Source organism: Nonomuraea sp. GTA35 (assembly GCF_041950525.1).
In the GTDB taxonomy this organism is placed as follows: Bacteria; Actinomycetota; Actinomycetes; order Streptosporangiales; family Streptosporangiaceae; genus Nonomuraea.
The window spans coordinates 278,725-300,248 of the sequence record NZ_JBGNUV010000004.1; the positions used below are offsets into that span (position 1 = coordinate 278,725).

Consider the following 21,524-nt stretch of genomic DNA (forward strand, 5'->3'; position numbering starts at 1 on the left):
ACATTTGTCACTACGCTGAAACCATGACGCGCGCCGACAAGGACAAGCCTGTCGTTCTCTCACATATCTACACCCGGGGCGGAGACGACGGCACGACAGCGCTGGTCGACATGAGCCGCACCGCGAAGACCGACTCGCGGCTGGCGGCCTACGCCGACGTGGAGGAGGCCAACGCCCATCTGGGCCTGGCGCTGTCGCACGGCACGTTCCCCGACGAGCTGGCCCAGTGCCTGGTACGCATCCAGAACGAACTCTTCGACGTCGGGGCCGATCTGGCCACGCCGGTCGTCCCCGATCCGCAGTTCCCGCCGCTGCGGGTGGAGCAGTCGTACATCGACCGGCTGGAGGAGCAGATCGACCGCTTCAACGCCGATCTCAAGCCGCTACGCAGCTTCATCCTGCCGGGCGGCGACCCTGCCACGGCCGCCCTCCACGTGGCCCGCGTCACGGTACGCCGGGCCGAACGTACGGCCTGGGCCGCCCTGGAGGCCCACGACGACATGAACCCGCTGACGGCCAAATACCTCAACCGGCTGTCGGACCTGCTGTTCGTCGCCTGCCGCGTGGCTCACGCCGGCAACGAGCTCCTCTGGAAGCCCGGCGGCACCCGCTGACCGCGGCGGCCTGGCTACGCGACGTCCAGATAGGCGCTGGGCGGCGCGGACTCCAGCCAGGCCAGGAACCCCGTCATCGCATCAGCGCTCATCGCCAGCGAGATCCCCCGGGTGCTCCCCGTGCAGTCGACCGCGAAGAGCCCACCGTCGATCTCGCGCCGGGCGGATACAACAAGGCCGCGCCTCGCGATTGCGTGACGCGGCCGGAGTCGAACGCCGAGCAGCGGGATCCAGTGGAGCTCCCCGTCGGCGTACCGGGCTACTCCGCTCTGCCACCCGCGGTCCCCTACCCGCAGGCGACAGGGCACACTGCCGCGCGAGCGGGCAAGCGTCACCCCGCGCAGCACGATGAGGGCGGCCAGCAGCACTACGAGAATCACAACCGTCGCTACCATGCCGCCCCCCTGAACGCCGCTTGATATGTATTAAACCTCTTCGCCCGCCGCCCGCAGCCGAGCCCTGGCACGCTTGGCCTCGATTGCCGCGTCGGCGTCCTCCTGGTTGGCCTCGATCGAGGCCTGGGCCCGGTCGAGAGCGTCGCGGGCAGCCGCGACATCGACCTCGGAACCGAGCTCGGCCACCTCGGCGAGCACGGAGACCTCGTCGTCGGCCACGGAGATGAAACCCCCGTGCACCGCCGCCACCAGCTCCGGCTCACCCTCCCGCTTCACGCGCAGCACTCCGCCCTCGACGAGGACACCGAGCACAGGTGCGTGTTGCGGCATAATACCGATCTCGCCGTCCACGGTCTTGGCAATCACCATGTCGGCCTCGCCCGACCAGATCTCACGCTCGGGTGAGACAACCCCTACGCGTAGCTTCGCCACTTGTGTAGGTTCCTTTCCGATCAGGTGGTGGCGCGGCGGTCAACGCCGCACCACCACCGTGGGGCGATTAGCGACGCTTGAGTTCCTCGGCCTTCGCGATGGCCTGGTCGATGCCGCCGACCATGAAGAACGCCTGCTCAGGCAGGTGGTCGTAGTCGCCGGCGCACAGGCCCTTGAAGGAGGCGATGGTCTCGTCGAGCGGCACGGTCTCGCCGGGCTGGCCGGTGAAGGCCTCGGCCGCGTACATCGGGTGCGACAGGAAGCGCTCGATGCGGCGGGCCCGCTGGACGGTGACCTTGTCCTCCTCGGAGAGCTCGTCGATACCGAGGATCGCGATGATGTCCTGGAGCTCACGGTACTTCTGCAGGATCCGCTTGGTCTCCTGGGCCACCCGGTAGTGCTCCTCGCCCACGATCTGCGGGTCGAGGATCCGGGAGGAGGAGTCGAGCGGGTCCACCGCGGGGTAGATGCCCTTCTCCGAGATCGGCCGCGACAGAACGGTCTGCGCGTCGAGGTGCGCGAACGCGTTGTGCGGGGCCGGGTCGGTGATGTCGTCGGCGGGCACGTAGATCGCCTGCATGGAGGTGATCGAGTGACCGCGCGTCGAGGTGATGCGCTCCTGGAGCACACCCATCTCGTCGGCCAGCGTGGGCTGGTAACCCACGGCGGACGGCATACGGCCGAGCAGCGTGGAGACCTCGGAACCGGCCTGCGTGAAGCGGAAGATGTTGTCGATGAACAGCAGCACGTCCTGCTTCTGCACATCGCGGAAGTACTCCGCCATCGTCAGGGCCGACAGGGCCACGCGCAGACGGGTGCCCGGCGGCTCGTCCATCTGGCCGAAGACGAGCGCGGTGTCCTTGAGGACGTCCGCCTCCTCCATCTCCAGCCAGAGGTCGTTGCCCTCACGGGTGCGCTCGCCCACACCGGCGAAGCACGACGTACCACCGAAGTTACGGGCGACGCGGCGGATCATCTCCTGGATGAGAACCGTCTTGCCCACGCCGGCGCCGCCGAACAGGCCGATCTTCCCACCCTGCACGTACGGGGTGAGCAGGTCGATGACCTTGATACCGGTGACGAGCAGCTCGGTACGGGACTCGAGCTGGTCGAAGGCCGGCGACGGACGGTGGATGCCCCACCGCTCCTCGATCTTGAGCGAGGAGGTCGGGACGTCGAGCGTCTCGCCCAGCGCGTTCCACACGTGACCCTTGACGACGTCGCCGACGGGCACCGAGATCGGGGCGCCGGTGTCGGTGACCGCCTGGCCGCGGACCAGGCCGTCGGTGGGCTGCATGGAGATGGCGCGGACGAGGTTGTCACCCAGGTGCTGGGCGACCTCGAGCGTCAGGGTCTTGGTCTCGCCGCCGAGGGTCACCTCGACCTTGAGCGCGTTGTAGATCTCCGGCATCGCCTCGACGGGGAACTCCACGTCGACGACGGCGCCGGTGACACGTGCCACGCGGCCAGTGCCGGCCGCGGGGGCTTCTACAGTTTCAACAGCCTCTGCAGTCATTTCACTCTTTCCCCGCTGCGGCGTCAGCGAGCGCGTTGGCGCCACCGACGATCTCGCTGATTTCCTGGGTGATCTCGGCCTGGCGAGCCTGGTTCATCTGCTGGGTGAGCACCCGCATCAGCTCGTTGGCGTTGTCGGTCGCGGACTTCATCGCGCGCCGCCGGGCGGCCTCCTCGGAGGCGGCCGACTGGAGCAGCGCCGTGAAGATGCGCGACTCCACGTACCGCGGCAGCAGCGACTCCAGCACGTCGCCGGCGGTCGGCTCGAACTCGAAGTACGGCGGGATCACCGTCGTGTCCGTCGCCTCGGTCTCCTCGACCTCCAGCGGCAGGACCCGCTTGACCACGACGTTCTGCGTGAGCATCGAGACGAACTCCGTCGAGACGATGTGGATCTCGTCGATCCCGTTCTCGTCCTTGAAGGAGTCGATCAGCGTGTTCGCGATCTCCTTGGCGTCGGCGTAGGCCGGCTTCCGCGAGAACCCGACCCAGCTGCCGCCCATCTCCCGGTTGCGGAAGGTGTGCCAGGTGACACCCTTACGCCCGGTCACGAACGGCACCACGGTCATCCCGCGGCCCTCCAGCAGCCCGCGCAGGGCCTCGGCCTCGCGCAGCACGTTGGCGTTGAAGCCACCGCAGAACCCGCTGTCGCTGGTGACGACGAGGACGCCCGCCTTGGCGGGGTTCTCCTTCGCCACGGTCAGCGGATGGTCGACGCTGGCAGCGTTGCTGACGACGCCCGTGACGGCGCGAGTGATCTCGCGCTCGTACGGCAGCGCCTCCTGCATCCGCTGCTGCGCCTTCACGATCCGTGAAGAGGCGATGAGCTCCTGGGCGCGCGTGATCTTCGCGGTCGACTTGACCGAGCTGATCCGCCGCCGCAGCAGCCTTAGCTGGGCACCCATGTCCTACTTCTCCGCCGCCGGCCGGACGACCTTCTTGATCTTCTCCTGGCCGACCTCGTCGGCCCCCAGCGGCGCCACCGGCTCGTCCTTGACCAGCAGCTCACCCGAGGAGGTGGTGAAGCCCTTCTTGAACTCCGTGATGGCGTCCTTCAGAGCGGTCACCGTGTCGTCGGTCAGCTCACGGGTCTCGCGGATGGTGTCGAAGATGCCCTTGTGCGACGACTGGATGTAGTCGAGGAACTCGCCCTCGAAGCGGCGCACGTCCTCGATCGGCACCTCGTCCAGCTCGCCCGTCGTGCCCGCCCAGATCGAGGCGACCTCGCGCTCGAGCGAGAACGGGCTGTACTGGGCCTGCTTGAGCAGCTCGACCAGACGCTGACCGCGCTCCAGCTGAGCCTTGGAGGCGGCGTCCAGGTCGGAGGCGAAGGCCGCGAAGGCTTCGAGGTCGCGGTACTGCGACAGCGACAGACGCAGCGTGCCCGCGACCTTCCGCATGGCCTTGGACTGGGCGGAACCACCGACTCGGGACACCGAGACACCGACGTTGATGGCCGGGCGCACGCCGGCGTTGAACAGGTCGGTCTCGAGGAAGACCTGGCCGTCGGTGATGGAGATGACGTTGGTCGGGATGAACGCCGAGACGTCGTTGCCCTTGGTCTCGATGACCGGCAGACCCGTCATCGAGCCACCGCCCATGTCGTCGGAGAGCTTGGCGCAGCGCTCCAGCAGCCGGGAGTGGAGGTAGAAGACGTCACCGGGGAAGGCCTCACGACCCGGCGGGCGGCGCAGCAGCAGCGAGACGGCGCGGTAGGCGTCCGCCTGCTTGGTCAGGTCGTCGAAGACGATCAGGACGTGCTTGCCCTGGTACATCCAGTGCTGACCGATCGCCGAGCCGGCGTAGGGGGCGATGTACTTGAAACCAGCGGCCTCGGAGGCGGGAGCGGCGACGATGGTGGTGTACTCCATCGCGCCGGCCTCCTCCAGGCGAGCGCGCACCTGCGCGACGGTCGAGCCCTTCTGGCCCACCGCGACGTAGACGCAGCGCACCTGCTTGGTGGGGTCACCAGAGGCCCAGTTCTCGCGCTGGTTGAGGATGGTGTCGACGGCGATCGCGGTCTTGCCCGTGCCGCGGTCGCCGATGATGAGCTGGCGCTGGCCGCGGCCGATCGCCGTCATGGCGTCGATCGCCTTGATGCCCGTGGCCAGCGACTCCTTCACGGGCTGGCGCTGGACGACCGTGGGGGCCTGCAGCTCGAGGGCGCGCACGCCCTCGGCCTCGATGGCGCCCTTGCCGTCGAGCGGGTTGCCCAGGGGGTCGACCACGCGGCCGAGGAAGTTGTCGCCGACGGGCACGGACAGGACCTCGCCCGTCCGGCGGACCGTCTGGCCCTCCTCGATGCCGCTGAACTCGCCCAGGATGACGACACCGATCTCGCGGGTGTCGAGGTTCAGTGCCAGGCCGCGCGTACCGTTCTCGAACTCGAGCAGCTCGTTCGCCATCGCCGAGGGAAGGCCGGAGACATGGGCGATGCCGTCGCCGGCGTCGACGACGGTCCCGATCTCCTCGCGCGCGGCGCCTTCCGGTTCGTACGCCTGGACGAAGCGCTCAAGCGCGTCCCGGATCTCGTCCGGCCGGATCGTAAGCTCCGCCATCTCTACTCTGTCTCCCTCTTCGCCTAGCCGGCCAACCGGCGGCGGACTTCTTCGATTCGTCCCACGATTGTGGTGTCGATGATCTCGTCGCCGATGCGGACCGAGAACCCACCGAGCACTCGCTTGTCCACCTCGACGTTCAGGTGCACGTCACGGCCGTACGAGGTGCGCAGCCACGCCTCCAGGCGCTGCTTCTGCGCCTCGGTCAGCTCGACCGCGCTGCGGACCACCGCCACCAGGCGCTGGCGCTGCTGGGCCACGAGCTGACCGACCTCTTCCAGGCCCACTTCCAGGCTACGCCCACGCGGGTGCACCACCAGCTGCGTGATCAGGCGCAGGCTGGACGGGGCGACCTTGCCCTCGAGCAGGTTGCGCAGCAGTTCGCGCTTGCCCTCCTCGGGAGCGGCCGCGTCGGCGAGCGCGCGACGCAGGGCGGGGTTGGCGGCGATGATGCGGCCGAAGCGGAAGAGCTCGTCCTCCACGTCGTCGAGCCTTCTCTGGCTCTCCGCCTCCGCGGCCGCGGCGACGACGCCGAGCCGTTCGAGCACGTCGGCCAGGTCACCGGCGCGCGACCACCTGGCCGAGACCGCCGCCTCGGCGGTGGCCAGGGCCGCGGCGCCGACCTTGCCGTCGAGCAGCGAGCGCATGACGCCCGCCTTCTGCTCGGCCGCCCTGGCCGGGTCGGACAGGGCGCGGCGCAGGCCGTGCTCGCGGTCGAGCAGATCCGCGACCGCGAACAGCTCGTCGGAGAGCGCACCGAGGTCGGCACTACCGGCGACCGCGTTGAAGCGCTCTTCGACTTCGGCCAGCGAGGTCCTGCTCAAACCGCGCATCAGCGCACCGCCTGCGCGTTGGAGCTCTCCAGCTCGTCGAGGAACCTGTCCACGATGCGGCTCTGGCGGGCCTCGTCCTCGAGGGACTCGCCGACGATGCGGCCTGCCAGATCGGTCGACAGGCGACCGATCTCGGTGCGGAGCTGGGCGAAGGCCGCCTGGCGGTCGGCCTCGATCTGCGCGTGCGCGGCCTCGACGAGGCGGCGGGCCTCGGCCTGCGCCTCCTCACGAAGCTCGGCCTTGATCTGCGCGGCCTGCTCGCGAGCCTCCTCGCGCAGCCTGGCCGCGTCGCGACGGGCCTCTTCGAGCTGCTCGGAGTAGCGCTTCTGGAGAGCCTGAGCCTCCGCCTGCGCCTCCTCCGCCCTCTTGATGCCGCCCTCGATCGCGTCGGTCCGCTCGGCCAGCGTCTTCTGAATACGCGGGACCAGCATCCTGCCGACGACGAAGAAGACGACGAGGAAGGCGAAGATACCGACGACGAGCTCGTACGTGTGCGGCAGGAGCGGGTTGAACTCACCCTCCTCCGCCGCGAGGAGCGTAGCTGCCAACGTCATGGGTGCAGCCTTTCGTCAGGGATTCTTCTGGCCTTTAGAGGTTCGCGAAGAGGAACGGCGCGACCAGACCGATCAGGGCGAGGGCCTCGGTGAGGACGAAGCCGAGGAGCATGTTCTGGCGGATCAGGCCGTACGCCTCCGGCTGGCGGGCGATCGCCTGGACGCCCTGACCGAAGATGATGCCGACGCCGATGCCGGGGCCGATGGCGGCGAGACCGTAACCGATGGCGGTGACGTTGCCGGAGACCTCAGCGAGAACGCTCATTACTGTTATTCCTTTACTGGACGGCCGGTGAAGCGGAGTCTCACCGGTCATGGATATTCCGGTATGTGGTTCTCAGTGTTCTGCGTGCAAGGAGCCACCGATGTACATCGATGCCAGCATCGCGAAGAGGAATGCCTGCAGGAACTGGATGAAGATCTCGAACCCGGTGAAGATGATCGTCATGACCACGCCGACGACACCGACGCCGGCGCCCAGCGGGGTGAGCTTCTCGAACAGGAACCAGAAGCCGACCATGCTGAAGAACGCGAGCAGCATGTGCCCGGCGAACATGTTGGCGAAGAGTCGGACCGCGTGCGTGAACGGCGCGATGATCATGTTCGAGAGGAACTCGATCGGCGACAGCAGCAGGTAGATCGGCTTCGGCAGCCCGGGCGGGAACATCATGTTCTTGAAGTAGCCGCCGGCGCCCTGATGCTTGATGCCGAGGTAGATCTTCAGCACGTAGATGGAGATCGCGAGCACCGCCGGGAAGGCGATGTGCGAGGCCACGGGGAACTGGGCGATCGGCACGACGCCCATCAGGTTCCAGACCAGGACCAGGAAGAACAGGGTCAGCAGCAGGCCCATGAACCGGTCGGCGTCCTTGCCCAGAAAGGGCCGGGCGACCTGGTCACGGACGAACATGTAGCCGTATTCGACGACGTTCTGCATGCCTCTGGGCACGAGCTTCGGCTTGGAGAAGGCGGCCCAGGTCAAGCCGATCACGATGATGGCGCTGAGGACCGCCAGCAGGACCGGCTTGGTGAACCATTCGACCCCGGGAATGATCGGAGCCAGGTCGAAGAGCTCGTTCGGTGTCGGCGCGGTGAACTCGCCGTCGCCGTGGGCTGGGGCCGTCAGCGTAATCACGCGGCGTTCCCTTCAACGTCGTAGTGGATCACAAGGGTTTCCTCGGCGAAGTTTTCGCTACGTCGGACTAGCGAGAGAACTTCCGGTAGGCCAGATAGCCGGCAAGCACCAGCCCCAGGACGGTGCCTATGGGGAAGAACGCGGACGTGTCGAGCCAGCGGTCCAGCAACCAGCCGATGCCACCGTAGATGGCCATCCCCGCGAGTAGATAGCTGGGAATTGACCACATGGCATCGGCGAAGTCGCGACCGTCTTCTTCCGGTCGGCGTTCCTGTGCGCTCATCGCGGCCCCGACGATAGCAGGCGAGTAGAGGACTAGTCATATCGGACCCCGTCCGTGAACCAGCCTCATGAGTCGCCCTTACCGGGGACCTTGGCTTCGGGGTCGACGTAAAGCATCTTGGTCTTGATGAAGGCGCGCACCTCGAAGGCCGTCCACACCAGCGTGCAGACCACGACCGACCAGGCGAAAGCCTGGGGGTTCCAGGCGGTCGTGTCGCCGAAGACGCTCAGCACGATCATGATGGCGACGACCTTGACGAGGTAGCTCAGCATCGCGGCGATCGCCATCATCTGCGGTGAGACGCGTGCGGCATAGGACACCGCTACCACGCTGATACTGAAGAAAACCCCGACGAGCAAGGTGCCGATGGCCGCGCCCAGTGCTCCCTTGCCCGCTGCGGTGAGGAATGCCACGACCACGGTGACCACTCCAACCACTGCGGTCGGAATCGCGGCGCTCTTGAGTACGCGCACGTCGTTGGCCTGCATCGGTGCTCCATCAGCGAGTTATCAAGCGAGCGTTTGCTACCTCCAGAACCGGTAAGTCTGGAGTCCCTGCTCGTGAAAGATATCACAAGCTCACGGAAGACCGCTTTTACCTGCCGTTTCTAGTTCGCGATCAAGAACGGCTCGGGAAGACGGGAATGACCGGATTCCCCTCGGCCGTCGCGCGTTCGCGCGAAGGACCGTCGGTCGGCGGCATTGGGGGTCTGACCTGCGTATCCGGCAAAATGGGCGGCATCGGACCCGTGGGCGGGCCGTCGTCGTTGTCGGGCTCCTTGCGCCGCGGCGCCGAGTGCGCGCCGCCCCTGCCGCGCCAGCGCGGGGCCGCCATCAGCACCAGCACGGCCAGCGCCAGCACGATGACGACGGGGAACAGCAGCACCGGCACGCCCTCGCGGGACATCAGGACCACACCGAACGCGAACAGGAACGCCCACGCGTACATGATCAGCACGGAACGCCGCTGCGAGTGGCCGATGTCGAGCAGCCGGTGGTGCAGGTGGCCGCGGTCGGGCGCGAACGGCGAGAGGCCCTGCGAGGTGCGCCGCACCACGGCCGTGATCAGGTCGACGAGCGGCAGGACCAGCACCGCGGCCGGCAGCATCAGCGGGACCAGGACGCCGACCTTGTTCATGTCGTCGATGGCGGCCGGGTCGAGCGGGGTCACCGTCACGATGGAGGAGGCGAGCACCAGGCCGATCAGCATGGCCCCGGTGTCGCCCATGAAGATCTTCGCCGGATGGAAGTTGTGCGGCAGGAACCCCAGGCAGGTGCCGATGAGGACGGCGGCGATGGCGGCCGTCGTGGTGATGTTGCCCGCGCTCATGCTCTGCGCGAGGAAGATGGAATACGCCCAGGTGGCCATGGCCGCGATGCACACGATGCCGGCCGCGAGCCCGTCGAGCCCGTCGACGAAGTTGACCGCGTTGATGGTCACGACCACGACCAGGATGGTGATCACCGTGCTGAGCGTGTAGTCGAGGCTCATCGAGCCGCCCCAGTCCTTGGGCAGCGGGATGTAGAGCAGCCGCAGGTTGAAGTAGACCAGCACGCCCGCCGCCGCGATCTGCCCGCCGAGCTTGATGAAGGCGTCCATGCCCCACCAGTCGTCGAGGAACCCGGTCACCGTGATGAGGCCTCCGGCCAGGATCAGGCCCGTGACCACGTCGGCGTCGTACCCGGCCAGCGCCTCGCCGGTGTGGGTGAGCTGGCTGGCCGTCAGCAGGCCGACGACCAGGCCGCCGTACATCGCCAGGCCGCCCAGCCTGGGCGTCGGCGTGGTGTGCACGTCGCGCTCGCGAACCTCGGGCATGGCGCCGATACGGATGGCGAAGCGGCGCACCAGCGGGACCAGCAGATACGTCACCGCCGCTGAGATGAGCGCCATGAACAGGTATTCGCGCACGAACCTAGTTTCCCGGATGCTCCGGCCAGCTGTGACCGGAAAACGACACAGACCCGCTTAATATTCGCTGAGATATGGCTTGTGGATGGCGAGAAGCGCCGCAACTCTTTCCCTGACCTCCGCTGAGCTGCCCGGATTCCGCACCGCCCGCGTCACGAGCGCGCCGACTTCTTCGACTTCCTGGAGCCCCATCCCCTGAGTGGTCACGCACGGCGTGCCCACGCGGATGCCCGAGGTGATCGCGGGCGGCTCGGGATCGTACGGGATGACGTTGCGGTTCAGCGTGATCCCCGCAGCCGCGCACCTGCGTTCCGCCTCGGCCCCCGACACCCCTGCCCCGCGCAGGTCGATCAGCGCCAGATGCGTGTCCGTGCCGCCCGAGACGGCCCGCATCCCCTCCACCGCCAGCGCCTCCGTCAGCGCCCGCGCGTTCGCGATCACCCGCCTGGCGTAGTCGGCGAACTCCGGGCGCATCGCCTCCGCGAACGCCACCGCCTTGGCCGCCACCACGTGCATCAGCGGCCCGCCCTGCACGAACGGGAACACCGCGCGATCGATCTTGCCTGCCAGCTCCCCCGTGCACAGGATCGCGCCGCCGCGCGGCCCGCGCAGCGCCTTGTGGGTGGTGAACGTCACGACGTCCGCGTACGGCACCGCCGACGGGATCGCGCCGGCCGCCATCAGCCCGATCGGATGCGCCACGTCGGCCAGCAGCCACGCCCCCACCTCGTCCGCGATGCCGCGGAACACCGAGTAGTCGATCAGCCTCGGGTACGCCGTGGCCCCGCACACGATGAGCTTCGGCCGGTGCCGCAGCGCCAGGTCGCGGACCTCGTCGTAGTCGATGAGCTCGGTGTCGCGACGCACCCCGTACGAGACGACGTCGAACCATCTTCCCGAGAAGTTCACCTTCGAGCCGTGGGTGAGGTGGCCGCCGTGCGGCAGCGCCATGGCCAGCATGGTGTCGCCGGGCTGCAGCAGCGCGGCGTACGCGGCCAGGTTCGCCGAGGCGCCGGAGTGGGGCTGGACGTTGGCGTGCTCGGCTCCGAACAGGTCGCGCGCCCGCTCGACCGCCAGCCGCTCCGCCCGGTCCACCACCTCGCAGCCGCCGTAGTAACGCCTGCCCGGGTAGCCCTCGGCGTACTTGTTGGTGAGGGTGGAACCGAGGGCGGCCATGACGGCGGGCGAGGTGAAGTTCTCGCTCGCGATGAGCTGGATCCCGCCGCGCACCCGGTCGAGCTCGTCGATCAGGACCTGCGCGATCTCGGGATCGCGGCTCCGCAGCATCCCGAAATCCGGACCGTAGTAGGGCTCCGTACCCATTTCCCCACTGTACGCCCCAATGTCCGTTTCTCCCATATACCGGTGATTCCCCGAAATTTCATCTCACCAGAAGGGTTGCGGCACGTCCGTCGTCCGTACCCACCGGGGCGTGTCCCCCGCCGCGTCGCTGATCGACGTCAGGATGGAGTGACGGTACAGCGCGAGCCTGCGCCGCCACTCGCGGATGTCCTCCACGTAACGCTCGCCCACCGGGGCGTCCCACGTCTGGGGGCTCCTGGCCAGCGAGTACGCCTTGTCGAGCGTGGTCCTGAGCGTCTCCAGCTGGGGCAGGACCTCCTCCCACGCCTCGACCAGCTTCTGGTAGTCGGGGTTGAACCTCCAGGGGTGCTGCTGGCCGTCGAGGCCGCCCGGGGAGGCGGGCGGGGCCTCGTCGCGGCCCTTGGCCCTGGGGGCCGGTGGGTCGGCGTACATCACGCGCTCCTCTCCGGCCGGCCCGGGTCGATCGCCCCTGGCGGACCGTCCGGCCCGACGTCCTCAGGGGCCCATTCGCCCTTGCCGTACTCGCCTGGGGGGATCTGGACGGAGGGCATGTCCTGGGGCTGGATGTCGCGGTGGTGGTCGATCACCGTTCTGAGCGCGTCCAGGGTGGGCGGGGTCGTGCCGGCGGTGACGACGTCGCTGCCGTCGTCCGCCCACGCGGCGCCGTCCGGCCCTGCCGTCGTGCCGGCCGTCGTGCCGGCCGTCGTGCCGGCCGTCGTGCCGGCCGTCGCGTCGTGGCCGGGCTCCACGTCGTAGGCGATCAATATGTCGTACGCGGGATCCGCGCCGGCGCCTGCCGGTGGCTGCGATGCCGAGCCCGGTCCGTAGCCGGTCTCCGCTGTCCGGCCCGGCGCAGGGTCCTCGGCGCCGGCACGGTGGCCTGTCTCCGGGGCTGTGGCCGGCGTGTCGGCGTTGCCGGTGGGCGTCTCGGCGGGGTTGGTCGGCGGGATGGCCACAGGCTCTCCTGGGCCGCCTGTGCCCTGCTCCGGCTGGTCGCCGGCCGGACGGTCACCCGTCGGCTGATCTCCCGTGGAGCCATCGCCGGTCGGCTGATCTCCCGTGGGGTTGCCGCCCGTCGGCTGATCTCCCGCAGGCCTGTCGCCCGTGGGCTGATCCGGCTTCGTGTCCTGATCCGGCTTCGTGGGCTGATCCGGCTTCGAGTCCTGACCCGTCGGCGGGACATCCGTGTCGCCGCCTGTCCCGTCACCGCGCGGCGGGTTGTCCGTGCCCTTGCCCGAGTCGCAGGCTTCGTCGCCCGGCGTGGTGGCGGCGCCCGACGCCTCCGCGGCCGAGCCGACGTCCGTCACCGTGCCGCCGGCGCCCGCCGAGTCCGCCGGCGGAGGCGTCACGGGCGTGTTTCCGCCCGTACCCGGGCCGCCCGCGTCGATCGAGCCCGCAGGCCCGTCCGGGCGGATGTCGCGCTCGGCCCATTCGCCCCTGCCGTACTCGCCTTCCGGAACCTGCACGCCGGGCATGTCCTGGGGCGCGATCTGCCGGTGGTCCTCGATGACGGTCTTGAGAGCGTCCAGGTCCAGCGGGTTCGCCTCGGCGGAGACCACGTCACTGCCGTCGTCGGCATAGTCGTTGACGTTCGTGGCGTTCGCCGGGTCCGTGCCGTCGGCGGGAAGTTTCGGCATCTCGGCCGGTTGCACCTGGTCCGGGTTCTCGAGCATGTCCTCGATCACCGCCGCCTGAGGCGCGTCGAGCGGCACCTGGAGGACCTTGACGCCATCGACCACCACGACCCTCGGCTTGGTGGCGTCCTGCCCGCCCTGCCCGTCCTGCCCGTCCTGCCCGTCTGCGGCAGGCGTGTCCGTGTCCCGAGCGGGGGTGTCCGTGTCCTTGGCGGGCGGGTCCGTCACACCGCGATCCGCCTCGGCCCCTTGATCGCGCCTGCTGCCCAGGTCGTCGTCCTTGGGCGTCTCCGCAGGCTGGTCCCCGGTCTTCCCCTCGGTGCCGGTCCCGCCGTCCCGCCCCGTTCCCGCGCCCTCTGCGTCGTCGCAGGTCTTCGATTCGGAGCCGGTCTTGCCGTCCGAATCGGTCTTGCCGTCCGAGCCGGTCTTGCCGTCCGAGCCGGTCTTGCCGTCCGAGCCGGTCTTGCCGTCCGAATCGGTCTTGCCGTCCGAGCCGGTCTTGCCCTCCGAGCCGGTCTTCCCCTCGGCGTCCGTCGTCTTGTCGGAGCCGGTCTTCTTGTCCCCGTCGGATTCACCGGCACGCGGATTCTCGTACTGGTCCCGATCCCCCCGCACGTCCTTGGGCTCGTCCGCGGGCCCCGCCCCGTTCCCAGGACGATCCGCCCGCTTCTCCAGCACGGCGAGCCGCCCGTTGACGTCCTTGACCATCTCGCCCACGGCGTCGGCGACCTGGGCGGGCCGGTGGGTGGCCTCGGTGGACACGCCGGCGCGCTGCATGGTGGCCCTGACCCGATCCTCGATCCTGCGCATCTCCGCAGCCGCGTGCTTCACCTCGGCCAGCAGGTCACGGACCAGTTGGGGATCCATGCCGTCGTACTTGCCCATGGGCCGCTCCCGGGACGTATCGCCGCTCCGGGCCTCACCGTAATCATGGCCCGAGCGCGATCGCAGCCGGAATAAGCAGCGGGTATACGTCAGTCGTCGGTGGCGACGTACCCGATGATGCCGCGCAGCTTCTCCACCGGGATGGCCCCGCGCCGCAGCAGCCGGGGGACGGCCGTGGTGAGGTCGAGGATGGTGGAGGGCGTGTTGTCGGTGGTCTTGCCGCCGTCGAGGTAGACCTCGACCGAGTCGCCGAGCTGCTCCTGGGCCTCCTCCGCGGTGGTCGCGGCGGGCGAGCCCGAGCGGTTGGCGCTGGAGACGGCCATCGGCCCGGTCTCCTTGAGCAGGTCGAGCGCCACCGGGTGGAGCGGCATGCGAATGGCCACCGTGCCCTTGGTGTCGCCCAGGTCCCAGGAAAGGGCCCTGTTGGCCTTGCAGACGAGCGTGAGCGGCCCGGGCCAGAAGGCGTCGATCAGGTCCTGCCCGTACGCCCCGAGGTCGTCCACGAGCGCTGTGGCGGCTCTGACGGTGCCCACGAGCACGGGCGGGGGCATGTCACGGCCCCGGCCCTTGGCGTCGAGCAGCGCCTGGACGGCCGCCGGTGTGAAGGCGTCGGCGCCGATGCCGTAGACCGTGTCGGTCGGCAGCACCACCAGGTCGCCGCGGCGCACGGCCGCGGCCGCCTCCATCAGCGCGATGGTCCGCTGGTCGGGATCGGAGCAGTCAAAACGTCGTCCCACGGCGTGCATCCTAGTCCTGGCCCAGCCGGGCCGTGACGAAGCGGTCTCTTCTGGTGAGGTCCTGGCGCAGGCGTACGTCGCGCCAGCCGTTGTCCTCGGGGAACGTCAGGTAGACGGCTCTGCCCTGCTCGTCGGCGTGCTCCACGGCCACCCAGCCGCCGGGACGCAGCAGGCGGCGGGCCGTGCGCTCCACCGCGCGCACCTCGCCGAGCCCGTCGTCGCCCGAGCCGTACAGGGCTCTGGAGGGGTCGTAGTCGCGCACCTCGGGATCGCGCGGGATGGCGCCGGGCGGGATGTACGGCGGGTTGGAGATGACCAGGTCCACCTTGCCGTTGAGCTCGGGCAGCGCCTCGGCGAGGTCCTCGGGGTGCAGGTGGGTGCGGCCCTGGCCGAGCTCGGAGATGTTGCGCTTGGCCCACGTGTACGCCGCCGGGTCGACCTCCACGGCGTGCACCTCGGCCAGCGCCACCTCCTGCGCGATGGACAGCGCGATCGCGCCGGAGCCGGTGCCGAGGTCGACGACGAGGGGGGCGTTGACGTCCATCTCGCGCAGGGTCTCGATGGCCCAGCCGGCCATCACCTCGGTCTCGGGCCGCGGCACGAACACGCCGGGCCCGACGGCCAGCTCCAGGTAGCGGAAGTAGGCGTGACCGGTGATGTGCTGCAGCGGCTCGCGGGCCTCGCGCCGGGCGACGCCCTCCCAGAACAGCGCGTCGAACTCGGAGTCCTTGACCGTGTGGAGCTCGCTCCTGCGCACGCCGTGGACGAACGCCGCGATCTCCTCCGCGTCGGTGCGCGGCGAAGGAACGCCTGCCTCGGCCAGCCGGGCGGTGGCGAGCGCGATCTCGTCCAGCAGAAATGTCATGAGTGTTGTGCGAGCTTCTCCGCCGTCTCGGCGTCGATGAGGGCTTGGGTGACGGCGTTCAGCTCGCCGTCGAGAACCTGGTCGAGGTTATACGCCTTGAAGCCGACGCGGTGGTCGGAGATACGGTTTTCCGGGAAGTTGTAGGTGCGGATCCGCTCGGAGCGGTCGACGGTGCGGACCTGCGACTTGCGCTCCGCCTGGGCCGCGGCGTCGGCCTCCTCCTGCGCGATGACCAGCAGCCGGGCGCGCAGGATGCGCAGGGCCGACTCCTTGTTCTGGAGCTGGCTCTTCTCGTTCTGGCACGAGACGACGACGCCGGTGGGCAGGTGGGTGATGCGGACCGCGGAGTCGGTGGTGTTGACGCTCTGACCGCCGGGCCCGCTGGAGCGGTAGACGTCGATGCGCAGGTCGTTGGGGTCGATCTGGACGTCGACCTCCTCCGCCTCCGGGTAGACGAGCACGCCCGCGGCGCTGGTGTGGATGCGGCCCTGGGACTCGGTGACGGGCACCCGCTGCACGCGGTGCACGCCGCCCTCGTACTTCAGCCGCGACCAGACGCCCTCGTCGCCCTTGGCCCGGATGCCGACCGTGACGTCCTTGTACCCGCCCAGGTCGGAGGGCTGGCTGTCGATGATCTCGGTCTTCCAGCCGAGCCGCTCGGCGTAGCGGAGGTACATCCGCAGCAGGTCGCCCGCGAACAGCGCGGACTCCTCGCCGCCCTCGCCCGCCTTGATCTCCATGATGATGTCCTTGTCATCGTTGGGATCGCGCGGGATGAGCAGGTGCCGGAGCTTCTCCTCGAGCCGGGGGACGCGCTCCTCGAGCTCTGCGGCCTCGGTGGCGAACGCCTCGTCCTCGCCGGCCAGCTCCTTGGCGGCCGACAGGTCGTCACGCGTGGACTCCAGCTCGCGGTAGGTGCCGATGATCGGCGTGAGCTGCGAGTAACGCCGGCCGAGCGTGCGGGCCTTGTTCTGGTCTGCGTGCACGGCGGGGTCGGCGAGCTGCAGCTCCAGCTCGGAATACTCCTTGAGCAACTCGTCGAGGTTCACCGTGGGTCCTTTTTTCGTAAAAGTATGGCCGTTTCACCAACAACGCCGACCCGGCGCACCGGGGTGCGTCCGGGCCGGCGTGGGTGGAGCTACTTGCCCGTGGCCTTCTTGCCGAAGCGCTTCTCGAAGCGAGCCACCCGGCCGCCGGTGTCGAGGATCTTCTGCTTGCCCGTGTAGAACGGGTGGCAGGCCGAGCACACGTCGGCGTGGATGGCGCCGTTCTTGGCGGTGCTACGGGTGGTGAACGTGTTACCGCAGGAGCAGGTCACCTGCGTCACGTGGTATTCAGGGTGGATGTCGCGCTTCATTGCTGTCCTTTCGGGGCGCGGCCGCCGGGTCGCCTTCACGCATGGCGTGAACCGGAGCCGCGAAATGGTCAGCTACCAGTGTGCCAGATCGTGTAACCATCCCAGGCCATCGGTCATTCCCGTCGATCAGCGTCCCAGGTACGTCAGGACGGCCAGCACCCGCCGGTGGTCCTCAGGCGCCGGACCCAGCGCCAGCTTGGCGAAGATTCCGGAGATGTGCTTCTCCACGGCACCCTCCGTGACGACCAGACGGCCGGCGATGGCGGTGTTGGAGCGGCCCTCGGCCATCAGGGCGAGCACCTCGCGCTCGCGGGGCGACAGCGAGTCCAGCGGCGCGCCGCGGCGCTGGCGGCTGAGCAGCTGCACGACCACCTCGGGGTCGATGACCGTGCCACCCGCCGCCACCTGCCGCACCGCGGCGAGGAACTCCGCCACGTCCGCCACCCGCTCCTTCAGCAGGTATCCGACGGCCCTGCCGATGAGGTCTCCGGCGTAGCGCTCCTCGACGTACTGCGACAGCACCAGGATCGGGAAGTCGGGCCGGGCCGCCCGTACCTGCAGGGCCGCCCGCAGCCCCTCGTCGGTGTGGGTGGGCGGCATGCGCACGTCGACGATCGCCAGGTCGGGCTCGTGCTCGGCCACGGCGCCCACCAGCGCGGGGCCGTCGGAGACGGCCGCCACCGTCTCGATGCCCCCGTCGGCCAGCAGCCGCGCCAGCCCCTCACGCAGCAGTACCGAGTCCTCCGCGATGACCACGCGCATGGCCCAGGCTTACAGTCGGCGATGTCCGGCGGTCAACCGCGGGCGGCGCTCCTGCGCGCCTACCACTCGCACGGCAGCTCCGCGCGGACGATCGTGGGGCCGCCCATGGGGCTGTGCACCAGGAGCATGCCGTCGATGGTGGCCGCCCGATCGGCCAGCCCGGCCAGGCCGCCGCCGGGGACGACCGCGGCGCCGCCGATGCCGTTGTCCCACACGTCCACGACCACGCCCCGGCGATCCCTGATGACCGCGACCGAGGCCTCGGTGGCGGCGGAGTGCTTGGCCATGTTGGCCAGCGACTCGGCCACGATGAAGTACGCGATGCTCTCCACCGCGGGCGGCGGCCGCTCGTCCAGCTCGACCGACACGTCCACCCTGATCGGCGCCCGCGCCGCCAGCCCCGACAGGGCCGCGTCCAGCCCGCGGTCGCTCAGGATGGCCGGGTGGATGCCTCTGGCGAGGTTGCGCAGCTCGGCGATGGCCGCCTTGGTGCCGGCGTGGGCCTGCGCGATGAGCTCCCTGACGGTCTCCGGGTCGCTGTCGAACTTCGACTGCGCCCGCCCCAGGTCCACCGCCACCGACAGCAGCCGCTGCTGGGCGCCGTCGTGCAGGTCGCGCTCGATCCTGCGCCGCTCGGCCTCGGCCGCGTCGATGCCGCGAGCCCTGCTGGCCCGCAGCCGCTCCTCCTCGCCGCCGCCGAGCAGCACCGTCGCCAGCGTCCCGTGCAGCCAGGCCATCCCCCTGGCCAGGTACGCGCTCAGCACCAGCAGCAGCACGCCGAACATGCCGGCGACCCAGGCCCCCGCCCAGTCCTCGACGAAGTATCCGCTGCCGTCCGCCCCCTGCTCCAGCGGGTACAGGACGGGGGCCAGCAGCAGCCCGGCCGTCCCCATCCACATCGCGAACGACACCACGGCCTCGACGAACCCCAGCGGCAGCAGCATGAGCAGGTACCCCAGGTCCCGCCAGGTCGCCGGGTCCTTCAGCAGCCACTGCACGTGCGCGCCGAGCCCGCGCTCGGGACGCGGCCGGTACGGGTCGGCGATGCCGATCCCGAACGCCAGCCGCAGCAGCCGCCGCTCCAGCCGGGCCCCGCCGCGCCACAGCAGCACGGTCGCGATCGACAGCGGCACGCCCACCCACACGGCGGAGAGCACGAGCGAGCTCGGGATCGTGAGGGCCAGCACGAGGTACCACAACAGCCCGATCGCCCCGCTGACCAGCAGGTAGGGCGCCGCGCGCCACGTCATCGGATCCACCAGCACGCCGAGCGGGCCCCAGGGGCCCAACGGCACGCGGTCCTTCAACGCCACCGTTCGCATGCTGCAAGCGTGCCCCGGCGGCGGTGGCAGGGGAATACAGCGAGCAACCGTTGCGGGGGTGGGGCTAGCCCCACCCCGTTCCCCCCACCCCGTTCCCCAGGGACGCGAAAGGGGGCGGCAGGCGAACCTGCCACCCCCTCACGCACGCGCGGCCGCTAGTCGCGGTCGTTGCTCACCGTGGTCTTCTGGACCTGCAGGAGGAACTCCGCGTTGGACTTCGTCTCCTTCATCTTCTCCAGGAGCAGCTCCAGCGCCTGCTGCATGTCGAGCGCGTGCAGGACGCGCCGCAGCTTCCAGACGATCTGCAGCTCCTCCTTGGCCATGAGGATCTCTTCCTTACGCGTGCTGGACGCGTCGACGTCCACCGCGGGGAAGATGCGCTTGTCGGCCAGGGACCGGTTGAGCTTGAGCTCCATGTTGCCGGTGCCCTTGAACTCCTCGAAGATGACCTCGTCCATCTTGGACCCGGTCTCGACCAGGGCCGTGGCGAGGATCGTCAGCGAGCCGCCGTTCTCGATGTTGCGGGCGGCGCCGAAGAACCGCTTCGGCGGGTAGAGCGCCGTGGAGTCGACACCACCCGACAGGATGCGCCCGGACGCCGGCGCGGCCAGGTTGTAGGCGCGGCCGAGACGGGTGATCGAGTCGAGCAGGACGACCACGTCGTGACCCAGCTCCACCAGGCGCTTGGCGCGCTCGATGGCGAGCTCGGCGACCGTGGTGTGGTCCTCGGCGGGACGGTCGAAGGTCGAGTGGATGACCTCGCCCTTGACCGACCGCTGCATGTCGGTGACCTCTTCCGGCCGCTCGTCCACGAGCACGACCATGAGGTGGCACTCGGGGTTGTTGCGGGTGAGCGCGTTGGCGATGGACTGCAGCACCATCGTCTTACCGGCCTTGGGCGGGGAGACGATGAGGCCGCGCTGGCCCTTGCCGATCGGCGAGACGAGGTCGATGATCCGCGTGGTGAGGATGTTCGGCTCGGTCTCCAGGCGCAGGCGCTCCTGCGGGTAGAGCGGCGTCAGCTTGTTGAAGTCGGGCCGGTTGCGGGCCTGCTCCGGGTCCATGCCGTTGACGGTGTCGAGGCGGACCAGGGCGTTGAACTTCTCGCGCCGCTCGCCCTCGCGCGGCTGCCTGACGGCGCCGGTGATGACGTCGCCCTTGCGCAGGCCGTTGCGGCGGATCTGGGCCAGCGAGACGTAGACGTCGTTGCTGCCCGGCAGGTAACCGCTGGTCCTGACGAACGCGTAGTTGTCGAGGATGTCGAGGATGCCGGCGATCGGGATGAGCACGTCGTCGTCGCCGATGACGGGCTCGCCCGTCTCGTAACGCTCGCGGCCGCGGCCGCGGTTGCGCTCGCGGAAGCGGCCCCTGCGGCCACGCCCGCCACGATCGTCGTCGTCCCCGCCGCCGCGCTGGTCGCCACGCTGGTCGCCACGGCTGCCGGTGTCGGCGGCGATGCGGTCGCGCTGCTCGCCACGGCCGCCGTCGCGGCCGTCGCGGCCGTCGCGGCCATCGCGGCCATCGCGGCCACCGTCACGGCCGCCGTCGCGGGCCCCATCACGGGCCCCGTCACGGGCGCTGTCGCGGGCCCCGTCACGGGCGCTGTCGCGCGCTCCGTCACGGCTGCTCTCGGCGCGGCCGCCCTCACCGCGGTCGCCGCCGCGGTCGCCGCGGTCGCCGCGCTCGCGGCGCTCGCCACGGCTGCGGCGCTCGCGCCGGCTCTCGCCGCGCTCGGAGCGCGACTCGCCCTGCTGCGTCTCCGCCTGTGCCTGCTGCTCCACGACGGGCTCCGCCTGGGCGGCGGCGACCGGCTCCGGCGCGACGGCCACGGGCTCGGGGGCCTGCGCCGCAGCGGGCTGCGGAGCGGTCTCCTCAGCGGGCTTGTCGGCGGGCTTGGTGCGGGAACGTTCCCTGCGCGTACGGGTGGGCCGCTCGGCCGCGGGCGCCGCCTCCGTCGAGGTCGCCGCGGGCGCCTCGGTCACAGCCGCGGCAGTGGGTGCGCCGTCTCCGGAACCGCCACCCTGCTTCTCCTGGATGGCCGCGATGAGCTGGCTCTTCCGCATGCGCCCGGTCCCGCTGATGCCCAGCTCCGCTGCCATCTTCTGCAGCTCGGGCAGCACCTTGGCGGACAGGCCGGTGCCGGAGCGACGCGCACGCGGCTTGGCCGCGGCGCGGGTGGGGGTGTCGCCGGACGCGGGCTCAGCGCCTGATGCGTCGGAGAGGAGTTCGGTGGTGTCGCTCAACTAAAAGGTCCTTCCCAGGGGTCGGGCGCCGGATTTGTTCTTCCGGGCGTCCCGGAGGTGCTTGCGATCCGGCGGGACAGACCGGGTCGGGGTGCACTTTGCGATCTTCGGCTGTCGATGGAGACGGCCGCCACTCTTGGGGAGGGGTTCTTCCACGCCGCCGATGGCC

The 21,524-nt window shown here is 69.8% G+C and carries 23 protein-coding genes; 1 reads left to right on the forward strand and 22 read right to left on the reverse strand.

Features of this window, described 5'->3' with window-relative positions:
- The first annotated feature begins 23 nt into the window (after positions 1-23).
- A complete protein-coding gene (locus ACBJ32_RS19745) occupies positions 24-614 on the forward strand; it encodes a cob(I)yrinic acid a,c-diamide adenosyltransferase (RefSeq protein ID WP_375127955.1) in 591 nt (196 codons plus the stop codon).
- A 14-nt stretch (positions 615-628) separates the two neighbouring features.
- Here the strand turns inward: ACBJ32_RS19745 and ACBJ32_RS19750 are convergent, their stop codons facing one another.
- From ACBJ32_RS19750 to rho, 22 genes are all read right to left on the reverse strand, one after another.
- Positions 629-1,009, reverse strand: a complete 381-nt coding sequence (locus ACBJ32_RS19750) for a DUF2550 domain-containing protein (RefSeq protein WP_357875769.1) — start codon at positions 1,007-1,009, stop codon at positions 629-631.
- A gap of 30 nt (positions 1,010-1,039) precedes the next feature.
- Entirely contained in the window at positions 1,040-1,441 is a 402-nt protein-coding gene (locus tag ACBJ32_RS19755) for a F0F1 ATP synthase subunit epsilon (RefSeq protein ID WP_080042501.1), read from the reverse strand.
- Between the two features lie 67 nt (positions 1,442-1,508).
- A complete protein-coding gene (atpD, locus tag ACBJ32_RS19760; protein WP_375127956.1) occupies positions 1,509-2,957 on the reverse strand; it encodes a F0F1 ATP synthase subunit beta in 1,449 nt (482 codons plus the stop codon).
- Between the two features lies 1 nt (position 2,958).
- The gene (locus tag ACBJ32_RS19765) at positions 2,959-3,861 is read right to left on the reverse strand and encodes a F0F1 ATP synthase subunit gamma (RefSeq protein ID WP_357875773.1); all 903 of its coding nucleotides are present in this window, start codon (positions 3,859-3,861) and stop codon (positions 2,959-2,961) included.
- A 3-nt stretch (positions 3,862-3,864) separates the two neighbouring features.
- A complete protein-coding gene (gene atpA / locus ACBJ32_RS19770; protein WP_357875775.1) occupies positions 3,865-5,514 on the reverse strand; it encodes a F0F1 ATP synthase subunit alpha in 1,650 nt (549 codons plus the stop codon).
- 23 nt (positions 5,515-5,537) lie between these two features.
- Positions 5,538-6,347, reverse strand: a complete 810-nt coding sequence (locus tag ACBJ32_RS19775) for a F0F1 ATP synthase subunit delta (protein ID WP_375127957.1) — start codon at positions 6,345-6,347, stop codon at positions 5,538-5,540.
- Complete coding sequence (locus ACBJ32_RS19780; RefSeq protein WP_357875779.1) at positions 6,347-6,901, reverse strand: F0F1 ATP synthase subunit B; 555 nt, start codon at positions 6,899-6,901, stop codon at positions 6,347-6,349. The genes ACBJ32_RS19775 and ACBJ32_RS19780 overlap by 1 nt, the downstream gene beginning before the upstream one ends.
- Before the next feature lie 34 nt (positions 6,902-6,935).
- Positions 6,936-7,166, reverse strand: a complete 231-nt coding sequence (gene atpE, locus ACBJ32_RS19785; RefSeq protein WP_103955992.1) for an ATP synthase F0 subunit C — start codon at positions 7,164-7,166, stop codon at positions 6,936-6,938.
- Between the two features lie 72 nt (positions 7,167-7,238).
- Positions 7,239-8,036 (reverse strand): F0F1 ATP synthase subunit A, encoded by a 798-nt coding sequence (gene atpB / locus ACBJ32_RS19790; RefSeq protein ID WP_357875781.1) that lies wholly within the window; start codon positions 8,034-8,036, stop codon positions 7,239-7,241.
- A gap of 67 nt (positions 8,037-8,103) precedes the next feature.
- Positions 8,104-8,319, reverse strand: a complete 216-nt coding sequence (locus ACBJ32_RS19795; protein WP_357875783.1) for an AtpZ/AtpI family protein — start codon at positions 8,317-8,319, stop codon at positions 8,104-8,106.
- Between the two features lie 65 nt (positions 8,320-8,384).
- On the reverse strand, positions 8,385-8,807 hold the full coding sequence (locus ACBJ32_RS19800; protein ID WP_357875785.1) for a hypothetical protein: 423 nt from the start codon (positions 8,805-8,807) through the stop codon (positions 8,385-8,387).
- Between the two features lie 130 nt (positions 8,808-8,937).
- On the reverse strand, positions 8,938-10,227 hold the full coding sequence (locus ACBJ32_RS19805; protein WP_375127958.1) for a glycosyltransferase family 4 protein: 1,290 nt from the start codon (positions 10,225-10,227) through the stop codon (positions 8,938-8,940).
- Between the two features lie 57 nt (positions 10,228-10,284).
- Positions 10,285-11,550 carry a serine hydroxymethyltransferase gene (gene glyA, locus ACBJ32_RS19810; RefSeq protein WP_375127959.1) on the reverse strand — a complete coding sequence of 422 codons (1,266 nt, stop codon included), beginning with the start codon at positions 11,548-11,550 and terminating at the stop codon, positions 10,285-10,287.
- Positions 11,551-11,613: 63 nt separating this feature from the next.
- Entirely contained in the window at positions 11,614-11,982 is a 369-nt protein-coding gene (locus tag ACBJ32_RS19815; protein WP_357875791.1) for a hypothetical protein, read from the reverse strand.
- Complete coding sequence (locus tag ACBJ32_RS19820; protein ID WP_375127960.1) at positions 11,982-14,069, reverse strand: hypothetical protein; 2,088 nt, start codon at positions 14,067-14,069, stop codon at positions 11,982-11,984. The genes ACBJ32_RS19815 and ACBJ32_RS19820 overlap by 1 nt, the downstream gene beginning before the upstream one ends.
- A gap of 89 nt (positions 14,070-14,158) precedes the next feature.
- Complete coding sequence (locus ACBJ32_RS19825) at positions 14,159-14,806, reverse strand: L-threonylcarbamoyladenylate synthase (protein ID WP_357875795.1); 648 nt, start codon at positions 14,804-14,806, stop codon at positions 14,159-14,161.
- A gap of 10 nt (positions 14,807-14,816) precedes the next feature.
- A complete protein-coding gene (gene prmC / locus ACBJ32_RS19830) occupies positions 14,817-15,671 on the reverse strand; it encodes a peptide chain release factor N(5)-glutamine methyltransferase (protein ID WP_080042514.1) in 855 nt (284 codons plus the stop codon).
- Positions 15,668-16,720 carry a peptide chain release factor 1 gene (gene prfA / locus ACBJ32_RS19835; RefSeq protein WP_357875797.1) on the reverse strand — a complete coding sequence of 351 codons (1,053 nt, stop codon included), beginning with the start codon at positions 16,718-16,720 and terminating at the stop codon, positions 15,668-15,670. Before prfA ends, prmC begins: the two co-directional genes overlap by 4 nt.
- A gap of 89 nt (positions 16,721-16,809) precedes the next feature.
- Positions 16,810-17,028 carry a 50S ribosomal protein L31 gene (rpmE, locus tag ACBJ32_RS19840; protein ID WP_357875799.1) on the reverse strand — a complete coding sequence of 73 codons (219 nt, stop codon included), beginning with the start codon at positions 17,026-17,028 and terminating at the stop codon, positions 16,810-16,812.
- A gap of 126 nt (positions 17,029-17,154) precedes the next feature.
- A complete protein-coding gene (locus tag ACBJ32_RS19845; RefSeq protein WP_357875801.1) occupies positions 17,155-17,790 on the reverse strand; it encodes a response regulator transcription factor in 636 nt (211 codons plus the stop codon).
- A 59-nt stretch (positions 17,791-17,849) separates the two neighbouring features.
- Positions 17,850-19,103: a sensor histidine kinase gene (locus ACBJ32_RS19850; RefSeq protein ID WP_375127961.1), complete on the reverse strand. Its 1,254-nt coding sequence runs from the start codon at positions 19,101-19,103 to the stop codon at positions 17,850-17,852.
- 164 nt (positions 19,104-19,267) lie between these two features.
- Positions 19,268-21,355 carry a transcription termination factor Rho gene (gene rho, locus ACBJ32_RS19855; RefSeq protein WP_375127962.1) on the reverse strand — a complete coding sequence of 696 codons (2,088 nt, stop codon included), beginning with the start codon at positions 21,353-21,355 and terminating at the stop codon, positions 19,268-19,270.
- Between the last annotated feature and the right edge of the window lie 169 nt (positions 21,356-21,524).